18 protein-coding genes and 1 pseudogene are annotated in these 16,243 nt (G+C 72.5%); 12 read left to right on the top strand and 7 right to left on the bottom strand.

Annotation, left to right across the window (positions count from 1 at the left end):
- Nucleotides 1-181 precede the first annotated feature (181 nt).
- The 5 genes from C6361_RS34770 to C6361_RS34750 all read left to right on the top strand — a co-directional run bounded on the left by C6361_RS34770 (nucleotide 182) and on the right by C6361_RS34750 (nucleotide 4,342).
- A complete protein-coding gene (locus C6361_RS34770; RefSeq protein ID WP_107270423.1) occupies nucleotides 182-1,792 on the top strand; it encodes a glycosyl hydrolase family 18 protein in 1,611 nt (536 codons plus the stop codon).
- 342 nt (nucleotides 1,793-2,134) lie between these two features.
- Nucleotides 2,135-2,446, top strand: a complete 312-nt coding sequence (locus C6361_RS34765) for a hypothetical protein (RefSeq protein ID WP_159079632.1) — start codon at nucleotides 2,135-2,137, stop codon at nucleotides 2,444-2,446.
- 9 nt (nucleotides 2,447-2,455) lie between these two features.
- Nucleotides 2,456-2,974, top strand: a complete 519-nt coding sequence (locus tag C6361_RS34760) for a 2'-5' RNA ligase family protein (RefSeq protein WP_107261510.1) — start codon at nucleotides 2,456-2,458, stop codon at nucleotides 2,972-2,974.
- 33 nt (nucleotides 2,975-3,007) lie between these two features.
- Nucleotides 3,008-3,625, top strand: a complete 618-nt coding sequence (locus tag C6361_RS34755; protein ID WP_107270420.1) for a TetR/AcrR family transcriptional regulator — start codon at nucleotides 3,008-3,010, stop codon at nucleotides 3,623-3,625.
- Between the two features lie 48 nt (nucleotides 3,626-3,673).
- Entirely contained in the window at nucleotides 3,674-4,342 is a 669-nt protein-coding gene (locus C6361_RS34750; protein ID WP_107270419.1) for a 1-acyl-sn-glycerol-3-phosphate acyltransferase, read from the top strand.
- Between the two features lie 5 nt (nucleotides 4,343-4,347).
- On the opposite strand, the pseudogene C6361_RS34745 reads toward C6361_RS34750, so the two are convergent.
- Nucleotides 4,348-4,446, bottom strand: a pseudogene (locus tag C6361_RS34745) (DNA-binding response regulator); the annotation flags it as partial.
- A 13-nt stretch (nucleotides 4,447-4,459) separates the two neighbouring features.
- On the opposite strand from C6361_RS34745, the gene C6361_RS37820 reads away from it, so the two are divergent.
- A complete protein-coding gene (locus C6361_RS37820; protein ID WP_199853159.1) occupies nucleotides 4,460-4,663 on the top strand; it encodes a hypothetical protein in 204 nt (67 codons plus the stop codon).
- Here the strand turns inward: C6361_RS37820 and C6361_RS34735 are convergent.
- On the bottom strand, nucleotides 4,653-5,321 hold the full coding sequence (locus tag C6361_RS34735; RefSeq protein WP_159079631.1) for an RICIN domain-containing protein: 669 nt from the start codon (nucleotides 5,319-5,321) through the stop codon (nucleotides 4,653-4,655). The two genes, C6361_RS37820 and C6361_RS34735, sit on opposite strands and share 11 nt — an antisense overlap.
- A 268-nt stretch (nucleotides 5,322-5,589) precedes the next feature.
- Between C6361_RS34735 and C6361_RS34730 the strand changes: the two genes are divergently transcribed.
- On the top strand, nucleotides 5,590-8,244 hold the full coding sequence (locus C6361_RS34730; RefSeq protein WP_107270416.1) for a tetratricopeptide repeat protein: 2,655 nt from the start codon (nucleotides 5,590-5,592) through the stop codon (nucleotides 8,242-8,244).
- 2 nt (nucleotides 8,245-8,246) lie between these two features.
- On the opposite strand, the gene C6361_RS34725 is transcribed toward C6361_RS34730, so the two are convergent.
- Nucleotides 8,247-9,422, bottom strand: a complete 1,176-nt coding sequence (locus tag C6361_RS34725) for a serine/threonine-protein kinase (protein ID WP_304598518.1) — start codon at nucleotides 9,420-9,422, stop codon at nucleotides 8,247-8,249.
- 176 nt (nucleotides 9,423-9,598) lie between these two features.
- On the opposite strand from C6361_RS34725, the gene C6361_RS34720 reads away from it, so the two are divergent.
- Together C6361_RS34720 and C6361_RS34715 are read left to right on the top strand one after the other, a co-directional pair.
- The gene (locus C6361_RS34720; protein WP_107261498.1) at nucleotides 9,599-10,330 is read left to right on the top strand and encodes a histidine phosphatase family protein; all 732 of its coding nucleotides are present in this window, start codon (nucleotides 9,599-9,601) and stop codon (nucleotides 10,328-10,330) included.
- A complete protein-coding gene (locus C6361_RS34715; RefSeq protein ID WP_107270415.1) occupies nucleotides 10,314-11,183 on the top strand; it encodes an NAD(P)H-hydrate dehydratase in 870 nt (289 codons plus the stop codon). Before C6361_RS34720 ends, C6361_RS34715 begins: the two co-directional genes overlap by 17 nt.
- A gap of 148 nt (nucleotides 11,184-11,331) precedes the next feature.
- On the opposite strand, the gene C6361_RS34710 is transcribed toward C6361_RS34715, so the two are convergent.
- From C6361_RS34710 to C6361_RS34700, 3 genes are all read right to left on the bottom strand, one after another.
- Nucleotides 11,332-11,925 carry a hypothetical protein gene (locus C6361_RS34710; protein ID WP_159079630.1) on the bottom strand — a complete coding sequence of 198 codons (594 nt, stop codon included), beginning with the start codon at nucleotides 11,923-11,925 and terminating at the stop codon, nucleotides 11,332-11,334.
- 110 nt (nucleotides 11,926-12,035) lie between these two features.
- Nucleotides 12,036-12,230, bottom strand: a complete 195-nt coding sequence (locus C6361_RS34705; protein ID WP_107271373.1) for a DUF397 domain-containing protein — start codon at nucleotides 12,228-12,230, stop codon at nucleotides 12,036-12,038.
- Nucleotides 12,227-13,024, bottom strand: coding sequence for a helix-turn-helix transcriptional regulator (locus C6361_RS34700; protein ID WP_107270412.1), 798 nt, complete (start codon nucleotides 13,022-13,024; stop codon nucleotides 12,227-12,229). Before C6361_RS34700 ends, C6361_RS34705 begins: the two co-directional genes overlap by 4 nt.
- A 742-nt stretch (nucleotides 13,025-13,766) precedes the next feature.
- Here C6361_RS34700 and C6361_RS34695 point away from each other — a divergent pair.
- Nucleotides 13,767-14,411, top strand: coding sequence for a hypothetical protein (locus C6361_RS34695; protein WP_107270410.1), 645 nt, complete (start codon nucleotides 13,767-13,769; stop codon nucleotides 14,409-14,411).
- A gap of 51 nt (nucleotides 14,412-14,462) precedes the next feature.
- Nucleotides 14,463-14,915, top strand: coding sequence for an HIT family protein (locus C6361_RS34690; protein ID WP_107270409.1), 453 nt, complete (start codon nucleotides 14,463-14,465; stop codon nucleotides 14,913-14,915).
- Nucleotides 14,916-14,966: 51 nt separating this feature from the next.
- Here C6361_RS34690 and C6361_RS34685 read toward each other — a convergent pair whose 3' ends face one another.
- Entirely contained in the window at nucleotides 14,967-15,503 is a 537-nt protein-coding gene (locus tag C6361_RS34685; protein ID WP_234359188.1) for an AAA family ATPase, read from the bottom strand.
- A gap of 100 nt (nucleotides 15,504-15,603) precedes the next feature.
- On the opposite strand from C6361_RS34685, the gene C6361_RS34680 reads away from it, so the two are divergent.
- On the top strand, nucleotides 15,604-16,149 hold the full coding sequence (locus tag C6361_RS34680; protein ID WP_107270407.1) for a hypothetical protein: 546 nt from the start codon (nucleotides 15,604-15,606) through the stop codon (nucleotides 16,147-16,149).
- Nucleotides 16,150-16,243: the final 94 nt, after the last annotated feature.

The following is a 16,243-nucleotide window of genomic DNA, read 5'->3' as shown; positions in this document are numbered from 1 at the left end:
GCTGTCGTCAGGATCGGCTTCCCCGCCACCCGTCCGGCACCGCTCGCCCGGTGGCGGCCGCGGTGCGGACCCGGGTCGTGGCGGTGGAATCGAAACATGGACATCTTGACGAAGCGGTGAACTGCTGAGTAGCGTCGCCTCACTATCTGGAAAGTTTCCTATCAATAAGGGAGACGCCACCATGAGGAGATCCATCCGCCGCGCGTTGTGGGCCGGCGTCGCGGCTGCGGTGGCCGTCGCCGTGGTCCCGATCACCGCGGCCCTCGGCGCCGGCAGCCTGACCACCACCTTCGCCGCCAGCTCCGACTGGGGCTCCGGCCACGAGGTCAGGGTCACCGTCACCAACGGCACCGACGCACCGGTCGCCAGCTGGCGGGTCGAGTTCGACCTGCCCGCCGGGACCACCATCAGCAGCTTCTGGGACGCCGACGTCACCCGCAGCGGCAACCGCTACGTGGCCGTGCAGAAGAGCTGGGCCGGCACGCTCGCCCCGGGCGCCTCGGCGACCTGGGGCTACGTCGGCACCGGCGGATACCGGGCCCCGGCGAACTGCACCGTCAACGGCGCCGCCTGCGGCGGTGGACCGACCCCGACCGCCACCCCGACGACCGTACGGCCGACGACCCCGCCGCCGACCACGCCACCGCCGACCACCCCGCCACCGACCAACCCGGGCGCGCAGAAGGTGGTCGGCTACTTCGCCCAGTGGGGCGTCTACCAGCGGGCCTACCACGTCAAGAACATCCACACCAGCGGCTCGGCCGCCAAGCTGACCCACATCCTGTACGCCTTCGGCAACACCACCGGCGGCCGGTGCACCATCGGCGACAGCTACGCCGACTACGACCGGGCGTACTCGGCGGCGGAGAGTGTGGACGGGGTCGCCGACACCTGGGACGCCGGTGCGCTGCGCGGCAGCTTCAACCAGCTCCGCAAGCTCAAGCGGATGTACCCGCACCTCAAGGTGATCTGGTCGTTCGGCGGCTGGACCTGGTCCGGCGGCTTCACCCAGGCCGCGCAGAACCCGGCCGCGTTCGCCGAGTCCTGCTACAACCTGGTCGAGGACCCGCGCTGGGCGGACGTCTTCGACGGCATCGACATCGACTGGGAGTACCCGAACGCCTGCGGCCTGACCTGCGACGCCAGCGGCCCGAACGCGTTCAAGAACCTGATCTCCGCGCTGCGCGGCCGGTTCGGCTCGTCGAACCTGGTCACCGCCGCGATCACCGCGGACGGCAGCAACGGCGGCAAGATCGACGCGGCCGACTACGCCGGTGCGATCAACAACCTCAACTGGCTGATGCCGATGACGTACGACTACTTCGGCGCCTTCGCCGCGCAGGGTCCGACGGCCCCGCACTCGCCGCTGACCTCGTACGCCGGGATTCCGCAGCAGGGCTTCTGGTCCGACGCGGCGATCCAGAAGCTGAAGAGCAAGGGCATTCCGGCCAGCAAACTGCTGCTCGGCATCGGCTTCTACGGCCGGGGCTGGACCGGGGTCACCCAGGCCACCCCGGGCGGTACGGCCACCGGGGCGGCACCGGGCACCTACGAGGCGGGCATCGAGGACTACAAGGTACTCAAGAACACCTGCCCGGCCACCGGCACCATCGCCGGCACGGCGTACGCGAAGTGCGGCAGCAACTGGTGGAGCTACGACACCCCGGCCACCATCGGCGGCAAGATGTCGTACGCCAAGAGCCAGGGACTGGGCGGCGCCTTCTTCTGGGAACTCTCCGGGGACACCGGCAACGGTGAACTGATCACGGCGGTCGCCAACGGCCTGCGATAGCCGGGACCCGCCGGACGACGTTTCCGGGGGCGGGTAGCGGGGGCCGACTCCGGCGGGACACGGAGGCGGCCCCCGCTCGCATACACCGGCGAACGGGGAGCCGCCGTCGCCGCCCGCCGCGAATCGGCCCGCTGTGAAACGGCCCGCCGCCGGAACGACAGCGCCATCAGGGCGAATCCTTTTCACATGATGCCAAGGAGGTCGGCCGGCCGGTTCCCCCGATGTCCCGCCGGGCACGGTGGTCCCGCGCGACACCGCGCGAGGGGCGGAGGGGCGATGTCGATGGGGCCGGACAGCGGCGGGTGGGGCAGGGCGGGGCCCACGGGTTGGGTGACCCGCTGGGTGCTGGGAACCGCCGTCGGGCAGGTCGTGTTCACCGGGACCGTACGCCTCGTGCTGGCGGTACTGATGGGTGCCGCGCTCGGCGGCCTGGTGGTCTGGTTGGTGCTGCGCCGTCGGCCGGCACCGCAGCCGTACGCCGCCGCCGCGACCGCCGGCACCGCCGCTTCGCGGGTACGCGCCGGTGCCGAGGTGTCGAACCCGGCGTACCCGGGGCGCCCGGCCCGGCCGGGCGTGGAACACGTACGGCCGCGCTTCTCGCCTCGGGCCGACCGGTCCGGAAACAGGTACGGGCGGACCCGGCCCCACCCCTAGGGTGGGCGGGTGGTCGCCGCCCTGGAGCTGTATTTCGACACCGACGCCACCCGGCGGATCCGGGTCCTCTGGGACGCCCTGGAGTCCGAGGGTGTGCAGAGCCTCCGCTCGTTGCTCGGTCAGCGGCACCGGCCGCACATCTCGCTGGCGGTCGCGCCCCGGCTCGATCCGGAGCAGGTCGCCGAGGCCCTGACCGGTACGGTGGTGGCCGCTCCGCTGCGACTGACCTTCCAGTACGCCGGCCAGTTCGTCGGCCGGGTGCTCTGGCTGGGCCCGACGCCGACCGCGGAACTGCTGGCCCACCAGGCGATGGTGCACGAGCGGCTGACCTGGGCCGACGTGCCGGTCAGCGAGCTGTATCGCCCCGGTCGCTGGGTGCCGCACTGCACCCTCTCGATGCGGGTGCCGAACACCCTGATGGCGGCGGCGGTGCGGCGCTGCCTGGAGATGCTGCCCGTCGAGGCGACCGTGGTCGGCGCGGCGGTGGTGGACCACGCCCGGGACATCGTCCGTCCGCTCGGCCCGTAGACAATGTCTACGGAGTACTGGTAGACAGTGTCTATGGCTCAGTCGGACGGTGCTGTTCAGGCTCGGCTGGTCCGGGCCGGGCTCGACCTGCTGGCGGAGGAGGGCGTCGAGGCGCTGTCGTTGCGGGAGATCGCCCGCCGGGCCGGTGTCTCGCACGGCGCGCCGCGCCGCTACTTCCCGACCCACCGGGCGCTGCTCGCCGCGATCGCCGCCGAGGGCTATCGGGAACTCGGCCGGCGAGTCGCCGAGGCGGTCGGTGACCCCGCCGGCCCGGACCCGTCGGCCCGACTGCTCGCGCTGGGCCGGCTCTATCTGGAGTTCGCCCGGACCAATCGCGGGATGTTCGAGCTGATGTTCCGGCACGACCTGCTGCGCGGCAACGGCATCGGCCTGCGGGAGGCCAGTCGGCCACTCTTCGAGGTACTCGTCGAGCTGGTCGCCCGGGCCCGTCCGGAGCGGGACGGCGCTCCGCCGCCGGCCGTCGCCGCCGGTGCGCTCTGGGCGAACCTGCACGGCATCGCCCAGCTCTGGCAGTGGGGAAGCCTCCAGATGACGGTCGGGACCGGGGAGGTCGAGCCGCTGCTGCAGGCCGCGATCGACGCCCACCTCGGCCCGCCGGTGCCGGCCGAGACCGCAGCGCGGCGGCACTGACCCGGCCCGACCCGCCACCGACCCCGCCACCGACCCGCGGAGGATCACGTGCTGCTCCAGGCGACCACCCGACTGCTGCTCGCCCCGTTGGCCCGGCTCGTCTTCCGACCGGTGATCGAGGGCCGGGCAAACGTCCCCCGGCAGGGCCCGGTGATCCTCGCCGCCAACCATCTCTCCGTGCTGGACAGTGTGGTGATCCCGCTGGTGGCGCCCCGGCCGGTCGCCTTCCTCGCCAAGGCCGAGTACTTCCGGCAGCCGGGGCTGCGGGGAGCGCTGGTCCGGGCCTGCCTGACCGGCGTCGACGCGATCCCGGTGCCGCGCGGCGGTCATCGAGCGGCCCGGAACGCGCTGGACCTGGCGCTGGGCGTCCTCGCCGAGGGAGGTGCCTTCGGCATCCACCCCGAGGGCAGCCGGTCGCGCGACGGCCGGCTCTACCGTGGCCGCACCGGAGTCGCCTGGCTGGCTCTCGCCTCGGGCGCCCCGGTGGTGCCGGTCGCCGTACTCGGCACCGAACGGATCCAGCCGGTCGGGTCGCGGCTGCCCCGACCCGGCCGGGTGACGGTGCGCTTCGGCACGCCGCTGCGGTTCACCCAGCCGCCGGGCACCAGCGGCGGGCAGGCCCGGCGCGCGGTCACCGACGAGATCATGGTGGCGATCCGGGACCTCTCCGGCCAGGAGCCGGCCGACCACTACAACGAACTCTCCACCGCCATCTGATCCGGCTACCCGCCGGCCGGTTCGCCGGGCGTGACCAGCCCGGTCCCGTAGGCGAGTACGACCGCCTGGGCGCGGTCCCGGAGGCCGAGCCTGGCGAAGATCCGGGTACCGGACTCGGTGATCAACGTCTGGGAGGTGCCGCTGCTCGGCGTACTGGCCGTGGCGGGGGCGGTGCTCGCGATGCTCGGGGCGCTGCCGCCGGCCCGCTCGGCGGCGCGACTGCCGATCGCCGAGGTGCTGCACGACGAGCGAACCCTGCGGTGGACGGGCGCCGGTCGGCACCCGTCCACCGCGGACCGCCGCTGCCGCGTCAGCCGATGATCACCGGAGTGGGGTCGTAGATCTTCCACATCTGGTTGAAGGCGTTCCAGTCGGTGGTGGCCGAGATGCACTGCCACTGCTGCAACACCGCCTGTTGGGCGGGCTGGCCGGACGGCGCGGCGGCATCCAGGCACATGCCGGTCTCACGGTTCTTGATCAGCACGAACCAGGAGCCGAAGCACTGGCCCGTACAGGGCTTGTGGAAGACCTCCTGGGTGAACCACTCGCCCGGGGTGTAGCCGGCGGAACAGTGCGGGTACTGGATGATCGGCGTGCCGTTGTCGTAGAACCCGGCACGCCAGTCTAGCATCAGGCACTGACCGGAGTGCCGGGCCCTGATCCGGAAGAAGCCGCCGCCGCTGTCGAGCAGGTCGAACTCCTGCGAGGCGCTGGCGTTGTCCGGCCAGAGGAAGACGCCCTGATGTGTCGCCGTCGAGGCCCAGATCACGTCGGCGCGAAGGTTGCCGTAGCCACTCACCAGCTCTCGGCGGAGGGTGTCCGCCTGCGCGGGCGAGGGCACGACCAGCACGAAGGAGGCGACCAGCAGGGCGACCGCCACGGCGAGGATCCGGCTGCCCCGGGTGACCGGTCGGGCGGGGCGTAGCCGGAGGGCGCCACCCTCGCCCGAGTCGAATGTGGGGAATCTGGCGCTGTGCATTCTTCCTCCAACGGGAATGCGGGAACTGACGGGCGGTCCCGGCCTGGCCGGCCTGACCACCTGGCATCGACTCTCCGGTGTGGACGGGCCGGCCGGAGAAATCCCGACCGAATCCGAACGCGGGCCGGCCGTCGGCGGGCCGCCTGTGCCTCCGTCGGGCCGCTGGTCGAGACGGATACCGGGCACTGTCTCGCGGCCGACAGCCGCCGTGCCCCGGATCGATAACGTGAACGGTCCGGACGATGTCACCCGGCTTGGGAAGTGACGGATGCGACCTGCCCAGGAACTGGTGGAGACCTTCACGCTGCTGCCCGATCCCGGGCAGGCCGGCACCATCGACGGTCTCGTCGAGCGGCTGCGGTCGCTGAAGACCTGGGCCGGCGAACCGTCGTACGAATCGATCAAGGACCGGGTCAACGCGGCCTGGACCTCGGCCGGGCGACCCGCCGCCGAACTCGTCGGCAAGACCACCGTGGTGGACTGCTTCCGGCCCGGCCGGCGGCGGTTGAACGTCGACCTGGTCGTCGCGGTGGTGCAGGCCCTGCATCCGGATCCGGGGTACGTGACGCAGTGGCGGCAGGCGCTCCAGGTGATCGGCGGGGAGATCCGCGCGGCGGGGCAGGTACGGGTACAGGACCGGCTGCCGAAGGACCTCACCGGGTTCACCGGCCGTACCGCCGAACTGGACCGCATCCGTCGTACCCTCTCCGGCGGCGACCGGGACGGCGGTGCGGCGGTGGTCTGCGCGATCGCCGGGATGGCCGGCGTCGGGAAGACCCAGCTCGCCATCCACGCCGGTCACCTGCTCGCCCGGGAGCTGCCGCTGGACCGGGTGCTCTTCGTCGACCTGCGCGGGTTCCACCCCGACCCGGTCCAGCCACCCGCCGACCCGGCCGCCGTGCTGGACGGTTTCCTGCGCCTGCTCGGGATGCCGGGCCAGCAGATTCCGCACGACCTGCCGGCGCGGGTCGCCGCGTACCGGGAGCGCCTGGCCGGCAGCCGCACCCTGGTCCTGCTCGACAACGCGGCCGACGCCGGCCAGGTCCGGCCGCTGCTGCCGGAGACTCCGGGCTGCCCCGCGCTGGTCACCAGCCGGCGCCGCCTCACCGGCCTGCCGTCGGCGACACAGCTGACGGTCGACCTCTTCACCCCCGACGAGGCGTTGGCGTTCCTGACCCGGGCGGCACCGCAGACACCGGTCGGTCAGGATCCGGGCGCGGCGGCCCGGGTCGCCCAACGCTGCGGGCACCTGCCGCTCGCCCTCGGGCTGGTCGCCGGACACATCCGTGGCACACCCGGCTGGACCTTGACCGACCACGCGGAGCGGCTCGACGAACGCCACCAGGACGGGCGGCTGGACGTCGGCATCGAGTTGGCGTTCGACCTCTCCTACCGGCACCTACCGGGGCAGGAGCAGCGGCTGCTGCGGTTGGCCGCGTTGCATCCCGGTCAGGATTTCGACCTCCATGCCGCCACGGCGCTGGCCGACACCGATCCGGCGACCACCCGGCGCCACCTGGACCGCCTCTGCGCCGACCACCTGTTGCAGCAGGCCACGGCGGGCCGGTACAGCTTTCACGATCTGGTACGCGGCTACGCCATGGGCCGGGCCAGGGACGAGGACCCGCCCTCCGGTCGGCGCGCCGCGCTGACCCGCCTCTTCGACTTCTACCTGGCGACATCCGCCGCCGCGATGGACATCCTGATACCGGCCGGGGCGGGTGACCGACCCGAGGTCCCGCCGCCGGCCACCCCGGCGCCGGTGCTGGCCGGCCCGGACGGCGCCCGCGCGTGGCTGGACACCGAACGCCCCACCCTGGTCGCCGTGGCCGCACACACCGCCGGGCACGGCTGGCCCGCCCACACCACCCGACTCTCGGTCTGCCTGTTCCGCTATCTCGACGGTGGGCACCACGCCGACGCGCTAGCCGTGCACGGGCACGCCCGGGACGTCGCGCAACGCGCCGGTGACCCGGTCGGCGAGGCGCGGGCCCTGACCAACCTCGGCACCGCGCACGTGCGGCTCGGCAGGTACGGGCCGGCGGCGACGCACTTCCGACGGGCGTTGCACCTGTTCCGGGAGGTCGGCGACCGGGTCGGCCAGGCCCGCGCCCTGACCAGCCTCGGCGTCGTGGAGCAGCGGCTGGGCAACTACCAGATGGCCATCGAGCACTACGAGCGCGCCCTGGTCGTCTGCCGGCAGGTCGGTGACCGGACCGGCGAAGCCCGGGCGCTGACCAGCCTCGGCGTCGTCGAGGAGCGGCTCGGTCGCTACGAGTCGGCGGCCGGCCATCTCGAACAGGCGTTGACCCTCTGCCGGCAGGCGGGCAACCATGCCGGCGAAGCCGCCACGCTGAACAACCTCGGCGACGTCGAACGGCGACTCGGCCGGTACGCCTCGGCGGCGGAACACCTCCGGCAGTCGCTGCGGCTGTTCCGGCAGGTCGGTGACCGCAACGGCGAGGCATGGACGCTGGACGGCCTCGGTACCCTCCATCTCCGCCTCGACCAGCCCGGCCAGGCCACCGAATACCACCGGCGGGCCCTGGAGATCTTCCGCAGTATCGGCGACCGGCACGGCCGGGCCTGGGCACTCAACGGCCTCGGCGAGGCCGCCCGTGTCGCAGGCCGGCCGGACGCCGCTGCCAGCCACCACACCGCCGCGATCGACCTCGGCGACCGTTGCCAGCAGGCCCGCGCGCACGCCGGACTCGGACACGCGCACCGCAGCCTCGACCGGCCGGCCCTGGCCCGCCGGCACTACGAGCAGGCCGTCTCCCTCTACACCGAACTCGGCATGCCCGACGCCGACCAGCTCCGCGCCCACCTCGCCGCCCATCTCGACGCACCGGAGGAGCGGGCGCCGGGGGAGCGGGTTGCGGAGAACGCGGCCCGCTCCGCCGACGGTGGTACCGCACACTGACGTCAGGCGCGGTGCCGACCCGGGCGCGCGACCTGCGGTTCGGACGGCACCGGAGCCGGCATCGGAGCCGGTACCGAGCGCGCCGGATGCGACACGTCGCCAGCCGGGTCGGGTGCGCCGTCGTGCTCGGGGCGGCCGTCGTGCTGGGGTGCGCCGTCGTGCTCGGAGCGGCCGTCGTGCTCGGGTCCGCCGTTGTGGTCGGGTCGGCCGGTGGGTGGCGGCGGCGGGAACGGATCGACGGCCGCTGGCAGGGTCACCTCGTCCAGCGCCGGATCGTCGTCCGACACCGGCCGTCGAGGTGCCGCGACATCCGGACGGAACGGTGGCGGCAGGACGCCGACCGGGACGTACACCTGCGCCTCCACCGCCTCGGCCAGCAGCAGCGCCATGGCGACACTCGCCGGCCGGTCGGCCGGATCGGCACTCAGGCAGCGCAGACACAGCTCGGCCAGGTCGGCGGGGAGGCCGTCGACCGGCGGCAGCGGATCCGGAGCCCGGTAGACGTGCGCGAACGGTCGGTCCGGTTCCGCGCGTACCGGCCACGGCAGCCGTCCGACCAGGGTGAGGTAGAGCAGCACGCCGACGGCGTACACGTCGGTGGCCGGACTGACGCCGACCCCGTTGAGCCGCTCCGGGGCGACGAACGCCGGGGTGCCCACCAGCTCGCCCCCGGTCAGCAGGTCACGCTCGCCGATCAGCGCCGCGATGCCGAAGTCGAGGACCTTCACCCCCGACGGGGTGAGCACGATGTTGGCCGGCTTGACGTCCCGGTGCACGATGCCGCTCAGATGGGCCGTGGCCAGCGCCGCGCCCACCTCGGCGCAGACCCGCACCGCGATCCGCCAGTCCAGCGCCCCGGACCGCAGATGCACCGCCAGCGTCTTGCCCTCCACCAGCTCCATCACGATGTACGGCGCCGGCCGGCCGTCCGGCAGGTGCGCCAGGCCGAAGTCGTGCACGCTGGCGATGTTGGGATGAGCCAGCCGGGCCGCCGCGCGGGCCTCCGTCCGGGCCTGGTCCGCGATCGCCCGACCGGCCGCCGGATCGGCGTACGGCAGGGTGATGATTTTGACCGCGACCGGCCGGTCGAGCACCTCGTCGTGGGCACGCCAGACCTCCGACATGCCCCCTGCCCCGATCCGCTGATCGAGGCGGTACCGCCCGTCCAACACCTGCATCGCGTGTCCCCGACACCTCTTCCCCGCCGCCGGTCCGGATCGACGACGGTCGGGAACAGCGCTACCCCGGTACGCCCGACGCAAAACGCGATCTTCGGCATAACGGCCGGTCAGCGAAGGGGCGACCGACCCCGGTCCCCGGTTATCGGCAACCTCGCGTGGGTAGGGGAAGCCGCATGGCGGAACTGGGTCACCTGTGGGTCGTCCGGCACGGGGAGAGCGTCGGCAACGTCGCCGCCTCCCGGGCCGAGGCGTCCGGCGTCGAGTCGATCGACCTCACCGACCGGGACGCGGACGTACCCCTGTCGCCGCTCGGCCGGGAGCAGGCCGAGGCGACCGGACGGTGGCTGGCCGGCCTGCCGGAGCGGACCCGGCCCGAGGTGGCGGTCGTCTCGCCGTACCGGCGGACCAGGCAGACCGCGGAGCTGGCGCTGGCCGGCACCGACGTACCGGTCAGTTACGACGAGCGGTTGCGGGACCGGGAGCTGGGCATCCTGGACCTGTTGACCAGCCACGGCGCGCGGGCCCGCTACCCGGACGAGATAGCCCGTCGGCGCCGGTTGGGCAAGTTCTACTATCGGCCACCCGGGGGCGAGTCGTGGGCCGACGTGACCCTGCGGCTGCGCGCCCTCCTGGGCGACCTGCGCCGCGACCATGCCGGCCGGCGGGTCATCCTGTTCGGGCACGAGGCGGTGGTCCTGCTGCTGCGCTACCTCGTGGAAGGGCTGGACGAGGCGGGCCTGATGGAGGTGACCCGGTCCGCCACGGTGGCGAACTGCTCGGTCACCGGATGGGCCGACGACGGCAGCGGATCACTGCGGCTCGACGTCTTCAACGACGTCGCGCACCTGGAGCGCCAGAGCACCCCACCGACCGAGGAGGACGACATAAGTGCCGAACCGGTCTGAACCCAAGGTGATCACCCCGGGGCTGTTGCGCGACTGGGCGCTGCCGGTCCCGGAGGGCGGCAAGGACGCCCGCGGCACGGTACTGGTGGTCGGCGGCTCCCGGTTCACCCCCGGCGCGGTACTCCTCGCCGGGATCGCCGCGCTGCGTGCCGGTGCCGGAGTACTGCAACTTGCCGTCGCCGAGTCCACCGCAGCGGTGCTCAGCATCGAGGTGCCGGAGGCACTGGTCATCGGTCTCGGCGAGACCGGTGACGGCGCGGTCGCCGGCCGGGTGGACGACCGGCTGGCCGAACTGGCCGGCGAGGCCCAGGCGATCGTCGTGGGACCGGGACTCAACGACGTCGACGAAACCCTCGTGCTGCTGCGCGCGCTGCTCGATGTCACCAATCCGGAGACCGCGCTGGTGGTCGACGCCTACGCCCTCGGGGCGCTGAGCCACGAACCGGAGCTGCTCGCCGGACGGAACCGCCCGGCGGTGCTCACCCCCAACCTGACCGAGGCCGCCCACCTGCTCGGCCGCGAACCCGGCCGGGACGTGGACGCGGAGGCGGTGGCGGTGGCCCGCCGGTACGACTGCGTGGTGTCCCTGCACGGGCACATCGCCACCCCGGACGGCCAGGTGTGGCGGGAGGAGAGCGGCGACACCGGTCTCGGCACCTCGGGCAGCGGCGACGTGCTGGCCGGTATCCTGGCCGGCTTGTTGTCCCGGGGCGCCGAGCCGGCTCAGGCAGCCTGCTGGTCCGCCTGGGTCCACGCGGTGAGCGGGCAGCGGTTGGCCCCCCGGTACGGCCGGCTCGGTTATCTGGCCCGGGAACTGCTGGACGAGGTGCCGCACACCCTCGCCCAGATCTGACTCGCACCACCCGGTGCCCCTCGGCCGTCGCCGACGACACGGCTGCCCGGCGACCGCCGGGGTGAGTGCCCAGACACGAAGGTGACTGTGAGGCACCAAGGTGACTGTCAGGCACCCTGCTCGATCGGGTCCTCCCGGCCCGCGCCGGCTAGCCCAGCTCCCGACACCCTCTGGTCTGGTCGTCACCTGGCGCGCACAAGGTGATGCGCCACGGCATCGAGAACTCGTAGCGATGGTCACCGGATGTGTAGTGCAGGACCAGTTTCTCGGCAACGGCGGAGTCGGGGCCGACCATCCGTACCCGAAGTAGCAGTGCGGCCCTGGCCTCAGCCGGGCTCTTGCCAGCCGGGTCGGCCACGCAGGCGGTGCTCCGCTCAAGGACGGTCGAACCGTGGGACAGCGGAATGCTGGTGCCGGAGGCCGAGCCGTCGACGGGTGCGAGTGCGAAGCCCTCGACCCGGAACTCCCCTGTGGACATCTCGGGTCGGATCTCGGTGACGGTCACCCGGCCCGGGCGGTCGAGGCAGACCGAGGCGACGCCGTTGGTGCTGGCGTCGTAGGCGGTGTCCGGTGTGGTGTCGTGAAAGATCTTGCCCGCGCCGGTGAAGGAGGCGGGAACGACGATGCGGGCGTCGTTCGGGTCGCCCCCGGCCGGGGTGCTCGATGCCTGGGGGAGTTCGGGCGCGTCGTCGCGATGACTGTCGCAGGCGCCGGAGAACAGGACCAGCGCGAGCGCCGCCACGACCGGGTACGCCACCTTGCGCCGATGTGCCATCACGGCGGAAGCGTGCCACAGCGGGCCCCGACGTGGTTGCCGGGGCCCGCTGCCGCGTCGCGTTACGGGGTACCGGCTCAGGTGGCGGGCCGGTGCTGCTTGGCGAGGTCCACGAAGGCCCGCCAGTGGGCCGGTCCGAAGGCGAGCGTGCCGCCGTCGCGGTCCTTGGTGTCACGTACGAGCACGATGCCGGGCAGGTTGTCCGCTACTTCCACGCAAGCCCCGCCGTTGGTACCGGAGCGGGTCGACTTGCGCCAGTTGGCGCTGGTCATGTCCATTCCTTCGCCGCTTCCCTGATCAGATCGAGTGATTGCAGGCTCGGGAGGGCTTCGCTGCGGATCGCCTCCCAGGTGTCCTGGAGGGCCGCGAGATCTTCCGCCCGGTCGACAATCTGGGCTCGCACCTGATGGTCGAGGTATGCCACCACAGACTGGTCCGACAGCGTCGCCAGGATGAAGCCTCCCTGGAGGCCAGCGTAGACCCCGGTCTCCGGTGGAACCACGAGGATCTGGACGTTCGGCAGCTCCGCACACGTCAACAGGTGCGCAAGCTGCTCGGCCATCACGCTCGGGTTTCCACGCAACGGCCGCCGCAGGACCATCGCATCGAGAACGAAGACGAACCGGGCGGGGTTCTCGGCGGTGAGCACGGCCTGCCGATCCAGTCGGGCCTGAATGCGTTGCTCGATCTGCTCAGGCAGAAGGTGGGCGGTCGTCAGCAGCGCTCGGGCGTACGACTCGGTCTGGAGGAGGCCGGGTACGAAGGCCGGCTCGTACCAGCGGAGGAGGCGGGCGAGGCGCTCGAACTCGATCCAGTCGCGCAGCCAGGCCGGGGTGCTGTCCAGTTTGGCGAGTTTCTTGAGCATCCGGCTGAACGTACCGCCGGTCTGGAAAGCCTGATCGATCTTTTCCACGTATTCGTCGGTCGGCGGACGCTGGCCGGTTTCCACCGAACTCACGTGTGATCCGGAATAGCCGATCTTGCGGCCGAACTCCTCCTGACTGAGCCGCTGCTCAGCACGAAACAGCCTAAGCTCGGCGAGGACGTATTCCGTGACGAGTCCCATCGATAATCCCACCTCTGCTCACTGCCGGACACGCGTTCCACAAAATCGCTCGCCTGCCGCTCTGACCTGCACGGATGCCGCGAGCGCGTATCGACCGTAGTGCACTCCACAGCAGAGTGTCACTAGCGGAACCGCTCGGAATTCAAATGGCATGGTGACCGGCCGGGCGGAACCTGCGGGGGCCATCTCTCTTCCCCCGTACAGAGATGGCCCCCTTCCAACTCGGAAGGAGACACGATGCGGAAAGTACGTCGGCTCCGGCCCGTCCCACTCGTTTTCCGGCACCGCGTCGACTGGCGCCGGCCGTGGCTCTGGCTGTGGTGCCGGTGCGGGCGGCGATGGGCGACGTGCCCGTACCGGGGACTTGCGGTTCTGCTGCCGCAGACGGTCCCGATCCCCGACCTGCCGCCCCAACTCGCGATGCCGGCCGCCCCGCCGACACCCGACCCGCTACCGTCGGGCCCGTCGACGCCGCCGCGCGGGCGCAACCAGCACCGGCGCTCGAACCCGGAGTACCCGACCCACCGGGTCGGGCCGGCGCGGGTGGACGGCGGTCGCGTCGGCGCCGGGGTGTGGAGATGACGGATCCGGAACGGCCGGTCGGCCCGCACCGCTGACGCCGTCACCCGCGACGGCGGCCGGTGTGGTCGTCCTGACCGATCCTCCCTAACCTCAGTTGACCAGGGCGGACATCCGAAAACAAGACTGGAATTCGGCCCGGAACGGGCACACGATTCTGGGCATGCGATGGGACCCTTTCAGCACCCTGCGGCGGGCACTCTGGATCGGTGGCGGCCAGTGGGCCGGCAAGTCGACGGTGGCCGGAATCCTCGCCGAGCGGTACGGCCTGACGCACTACCACTACGACTACCACGACGCGCGCGGGCACGACGATCGCCGGATGGTGAGCCGGATCCGGCGCGGTGAACCGCCGGAACGGGACTGGGAGGCGGTCTGGGTCCGCACGACGCCGGAGGAGATGGCCCGGCAGGTGCTGGTGGAGTTCGCCGAGCGGTTCGAGTGGGTGCAGGACGACCTGCGGGCGCTCGTCTCACCCCGGCCGCTGCTCGCCGAGGGCTGGGGACTGCGCCCCGACCTGGTCGCGCCGGTCGCCGGGTCGACCCGGCAGATGGTGGTGATGGTGCCGACCGAGGAGTTCCGGCAGCGGCAGCTTGACCGGCTACCCCGGGCCGGCCGCTTCGCCCACCAGGTCAGCGATCCCGAACTCGGGCAGCGGAACCGGGTCCGGCGGGACCGGCTGCTCGCCGAGGACGCCGTGCGCGGCGCCCGGCGGCTGGGCATCCGGGTGATCGAGGTCGACGGCAGCCGGGACGCCGAAGGGGTCGCGGAACTGGTGGCCGAGCACTTCGCGCCGTTCCTGCCGTAGCCCCACTTTCAGAGGGTCGCGGCGGCGGGCGGCGCGGAGCAGGATGGGACGATGACCGGGGACTGCTACTCCTGCCGGCAAGAGGGGAACCTTGCCACCGCGCCGCCCGCCGAGCGGCTGCACGTCACCGGGCATTGGCGTACCGCGCACGCGTTCAACTCCAGCCTGCCCGGCTGGCTGATCGTGCTGCCCCGGCGGCACGTCACGTCGATCGCCGAACTGACCCCCGCCGAGGCCGCCGAGCTGGGGCCGCTGCTCCACCGGCTCAGCACCGCCCTGCACGAGGCCGTACGCTGCGAGAAGACCTACGTCATGCAGTTCGCCGAGGCGGCGGGTTTCGGGCACGTGCACTTCCACCTCGTACCCCGGATGCCGGACCTTCCGCCGGAACATCGCGGGCCTCGGGTCTTCCACTACCTCACCCGGCCGGAGAGCGAGTGGCTGACGGCCGAGCGGCGCGACGAGGTCGCCGCCGCCGTCGCCGAGCGCCTGCCGGTGGGATGACCGGGCACGACGGACGGTGCGGCGTCCGGGGTGACGGCGGCAGCGCCCGGGTCAGGATGCCGGTCCGGGTGACGCGTCGACGAGCAGCCGGCGGGCGGCGGCGCGGGACCTGATCCGGACGAAGGTCAGGTGACGCCAGGCCGGATCGGTCGAGGCCGCGAGATAGCGCGTCCGGTAGAGCGAGTGCCGCTGCCAGGCCCAGACGATCACCGACTCGTCCGGATCGGTGGCGAAGAAGTTGCGCCAGCGTTCCCGGTTGCCGTTCCACAGCTCGACCCGGAGTGCCGCCCGGCGAAACGTTCGCCAGACGACCTGCCGCATCACCGTGTGCCGGCCGGGGTCGACCCAGAGGACGGTGTCGGCGCGCCGCCACACCAGATCCCGGACCGCCGAGTAGTTGCCGTCCACCACCCAGCCGCCGGTCGCGGTGAGGGTGTCGACCCGGGCCCGGAACTCGGCGGCGGGCAACGGCCGCCAGCCGGGCTGGTGGTGGATGGCGTCGAGTTCGACGTACGGCACGCCGAGCCGGGCGGCCAACGCCCTGGCCAGGGTGCTCTTGCCCGAACCCGAGTTACCGACCACCGACACCCGCCGCACAACCTCCGACCCTAGCCCGGGAGCGCCACCCGGGTGCCCCGGGACGGGGTGGCGGGCGGCGTCCACAATGTGAGCGATCATCGGAGGCACCGTGGAGATCGAACCGGATTTGCCGGTCGTACCGGATCTGGGGCCGGTCTGGCTGCTGGACGTAGACGGTGTGATCAACGCCCGCAGCCCGGCGTGGGGCCGGGCGCCCCGCCGGGCCGACGTCTGGTCCCAGGCCGACCGGTGCGAGTACCCGATGCGCTGGGCCGGCGCGCTCGTCGACCGGATCCGCCGGCTGCACGAGTCCGGGGTGGTCGAGGTGCGCTGGTGCAGCACCTGGTGCCCGGAGGCGGACCTGTTGGAGCGGCTGTGGCGGCTGCCGGTGCTGGAACGGGCGCTCCTCTGCGATCCCGTGCCGGCCGGCGAGCTGGGCTGGCCGGTCAAGCTGGCCGCCGCGCACGCGGTGCTGGCGGCCGGTCGTACCCTCGTCTGGACCGACGACGAGGCGATCCCCGACCGGGACAGGTTGTTGGACCGGGCGGTGGCCCGGGGCCACGCCCTGCTGATCGCGCCCGACCCGGGGCGAGGGCTCCGCCCCGCCGATTTGGACGCGATCGAGACGTTCGCCTGGCGACACGCCGTCCCCTGAGGGCTGCTGAACCGTCGTCCCCGGGTTTACCGGGTGCCGGGTATGGGGACATTTGGCACTGTCGGCCGCGCGCGAGGATCCGCCGGCCGCCGTC

The organism is Plantactinospora sp. BC1 (assembly GCF_003030345.1).
Lineage (GTDB): Bacteria > Actinomycetota > Actinomycetes > Mycobacteriales > Micromonosporaceae > Plantactinospora.
This window is presented reverse-complemented; position numbering and strand designations above follow the sequence as displayed.

Excerpts from the sequence above, each read along its gene's own strand:
- C6361_RS34730 (WP_107270416.1), top strand. The coding sequence starts at position 5,590 with ATGCGACCTGCCCAGGAACTGGTGGAGACCTTCACGCTGCTGCCCGAT.
- C6361_RS34725 (WP_304598518.1), bottom strand. The coding sequence starts at position 9,422 with ATGCAGGTGTTGGACGGGCGGTACCGCCTCGATCAGCGGATCGGGGCA.
- C6361_RS34770 (WP_107270423.1), top strand. The coding sequence starts at position 182 with ATGAGGAGATCCATCCGCCGCGCGTTGTGGGCCGGCGTCGCGGCTGCG.
- C6361_RS34705 (WP_107271373.1), bottom strand. The coding sequence starts at position 12,230 with ATGACCAGCGCCAACTGGCGCAAGTCGACCCGCTCCGGTACCAACGGC.
- C6361_RS34690 (WP_107270409.1), top strand. The coding sequence starts at position 14,463 with ATGACCGGGGACTGCTACTCCTGCCGGCAAGAGGGGAACCTTGCCACC.
- C6361_RS34720 (WP_107261498.1), top strand. The coding sequence starts at position 9,599 with ATGGCGGAACTGGGTCACCTGTGGGTCGTCCGGCACGGGGAGAGCGTC.
- C6361_RS34700 (WP_107270412.1), bottom strand. The coding sequence starts at position 13,024 with ATGGGACTCGTCACGGAATACGTCCTCGCCGAGCTTAGGCTGTTTCGT.
- C6361_RS34755 (WP_107270420.1), top strand. The coding sequence starts at position 3,008 with ATGGCTCAGTCGGACGGTGCTGTTCAGGCTCGGCTGGTCCGGGCCGGG.
- C6361_RS34735 (WP_159079631.1), bottom strand. The coding sequence starts at position 5,321 with ATGCACAGCGCCAGATTCCCCACATTCGACTCGGGCGAGGGTGGCGCC.
- C6361_RS34695 (WP_107270410.1), top strand. The coding sequence starts at position 13,767 with ATGCGATGGGACCCTTTCAGCACCCTGCGGCGGGCACTCTGGATCGGT.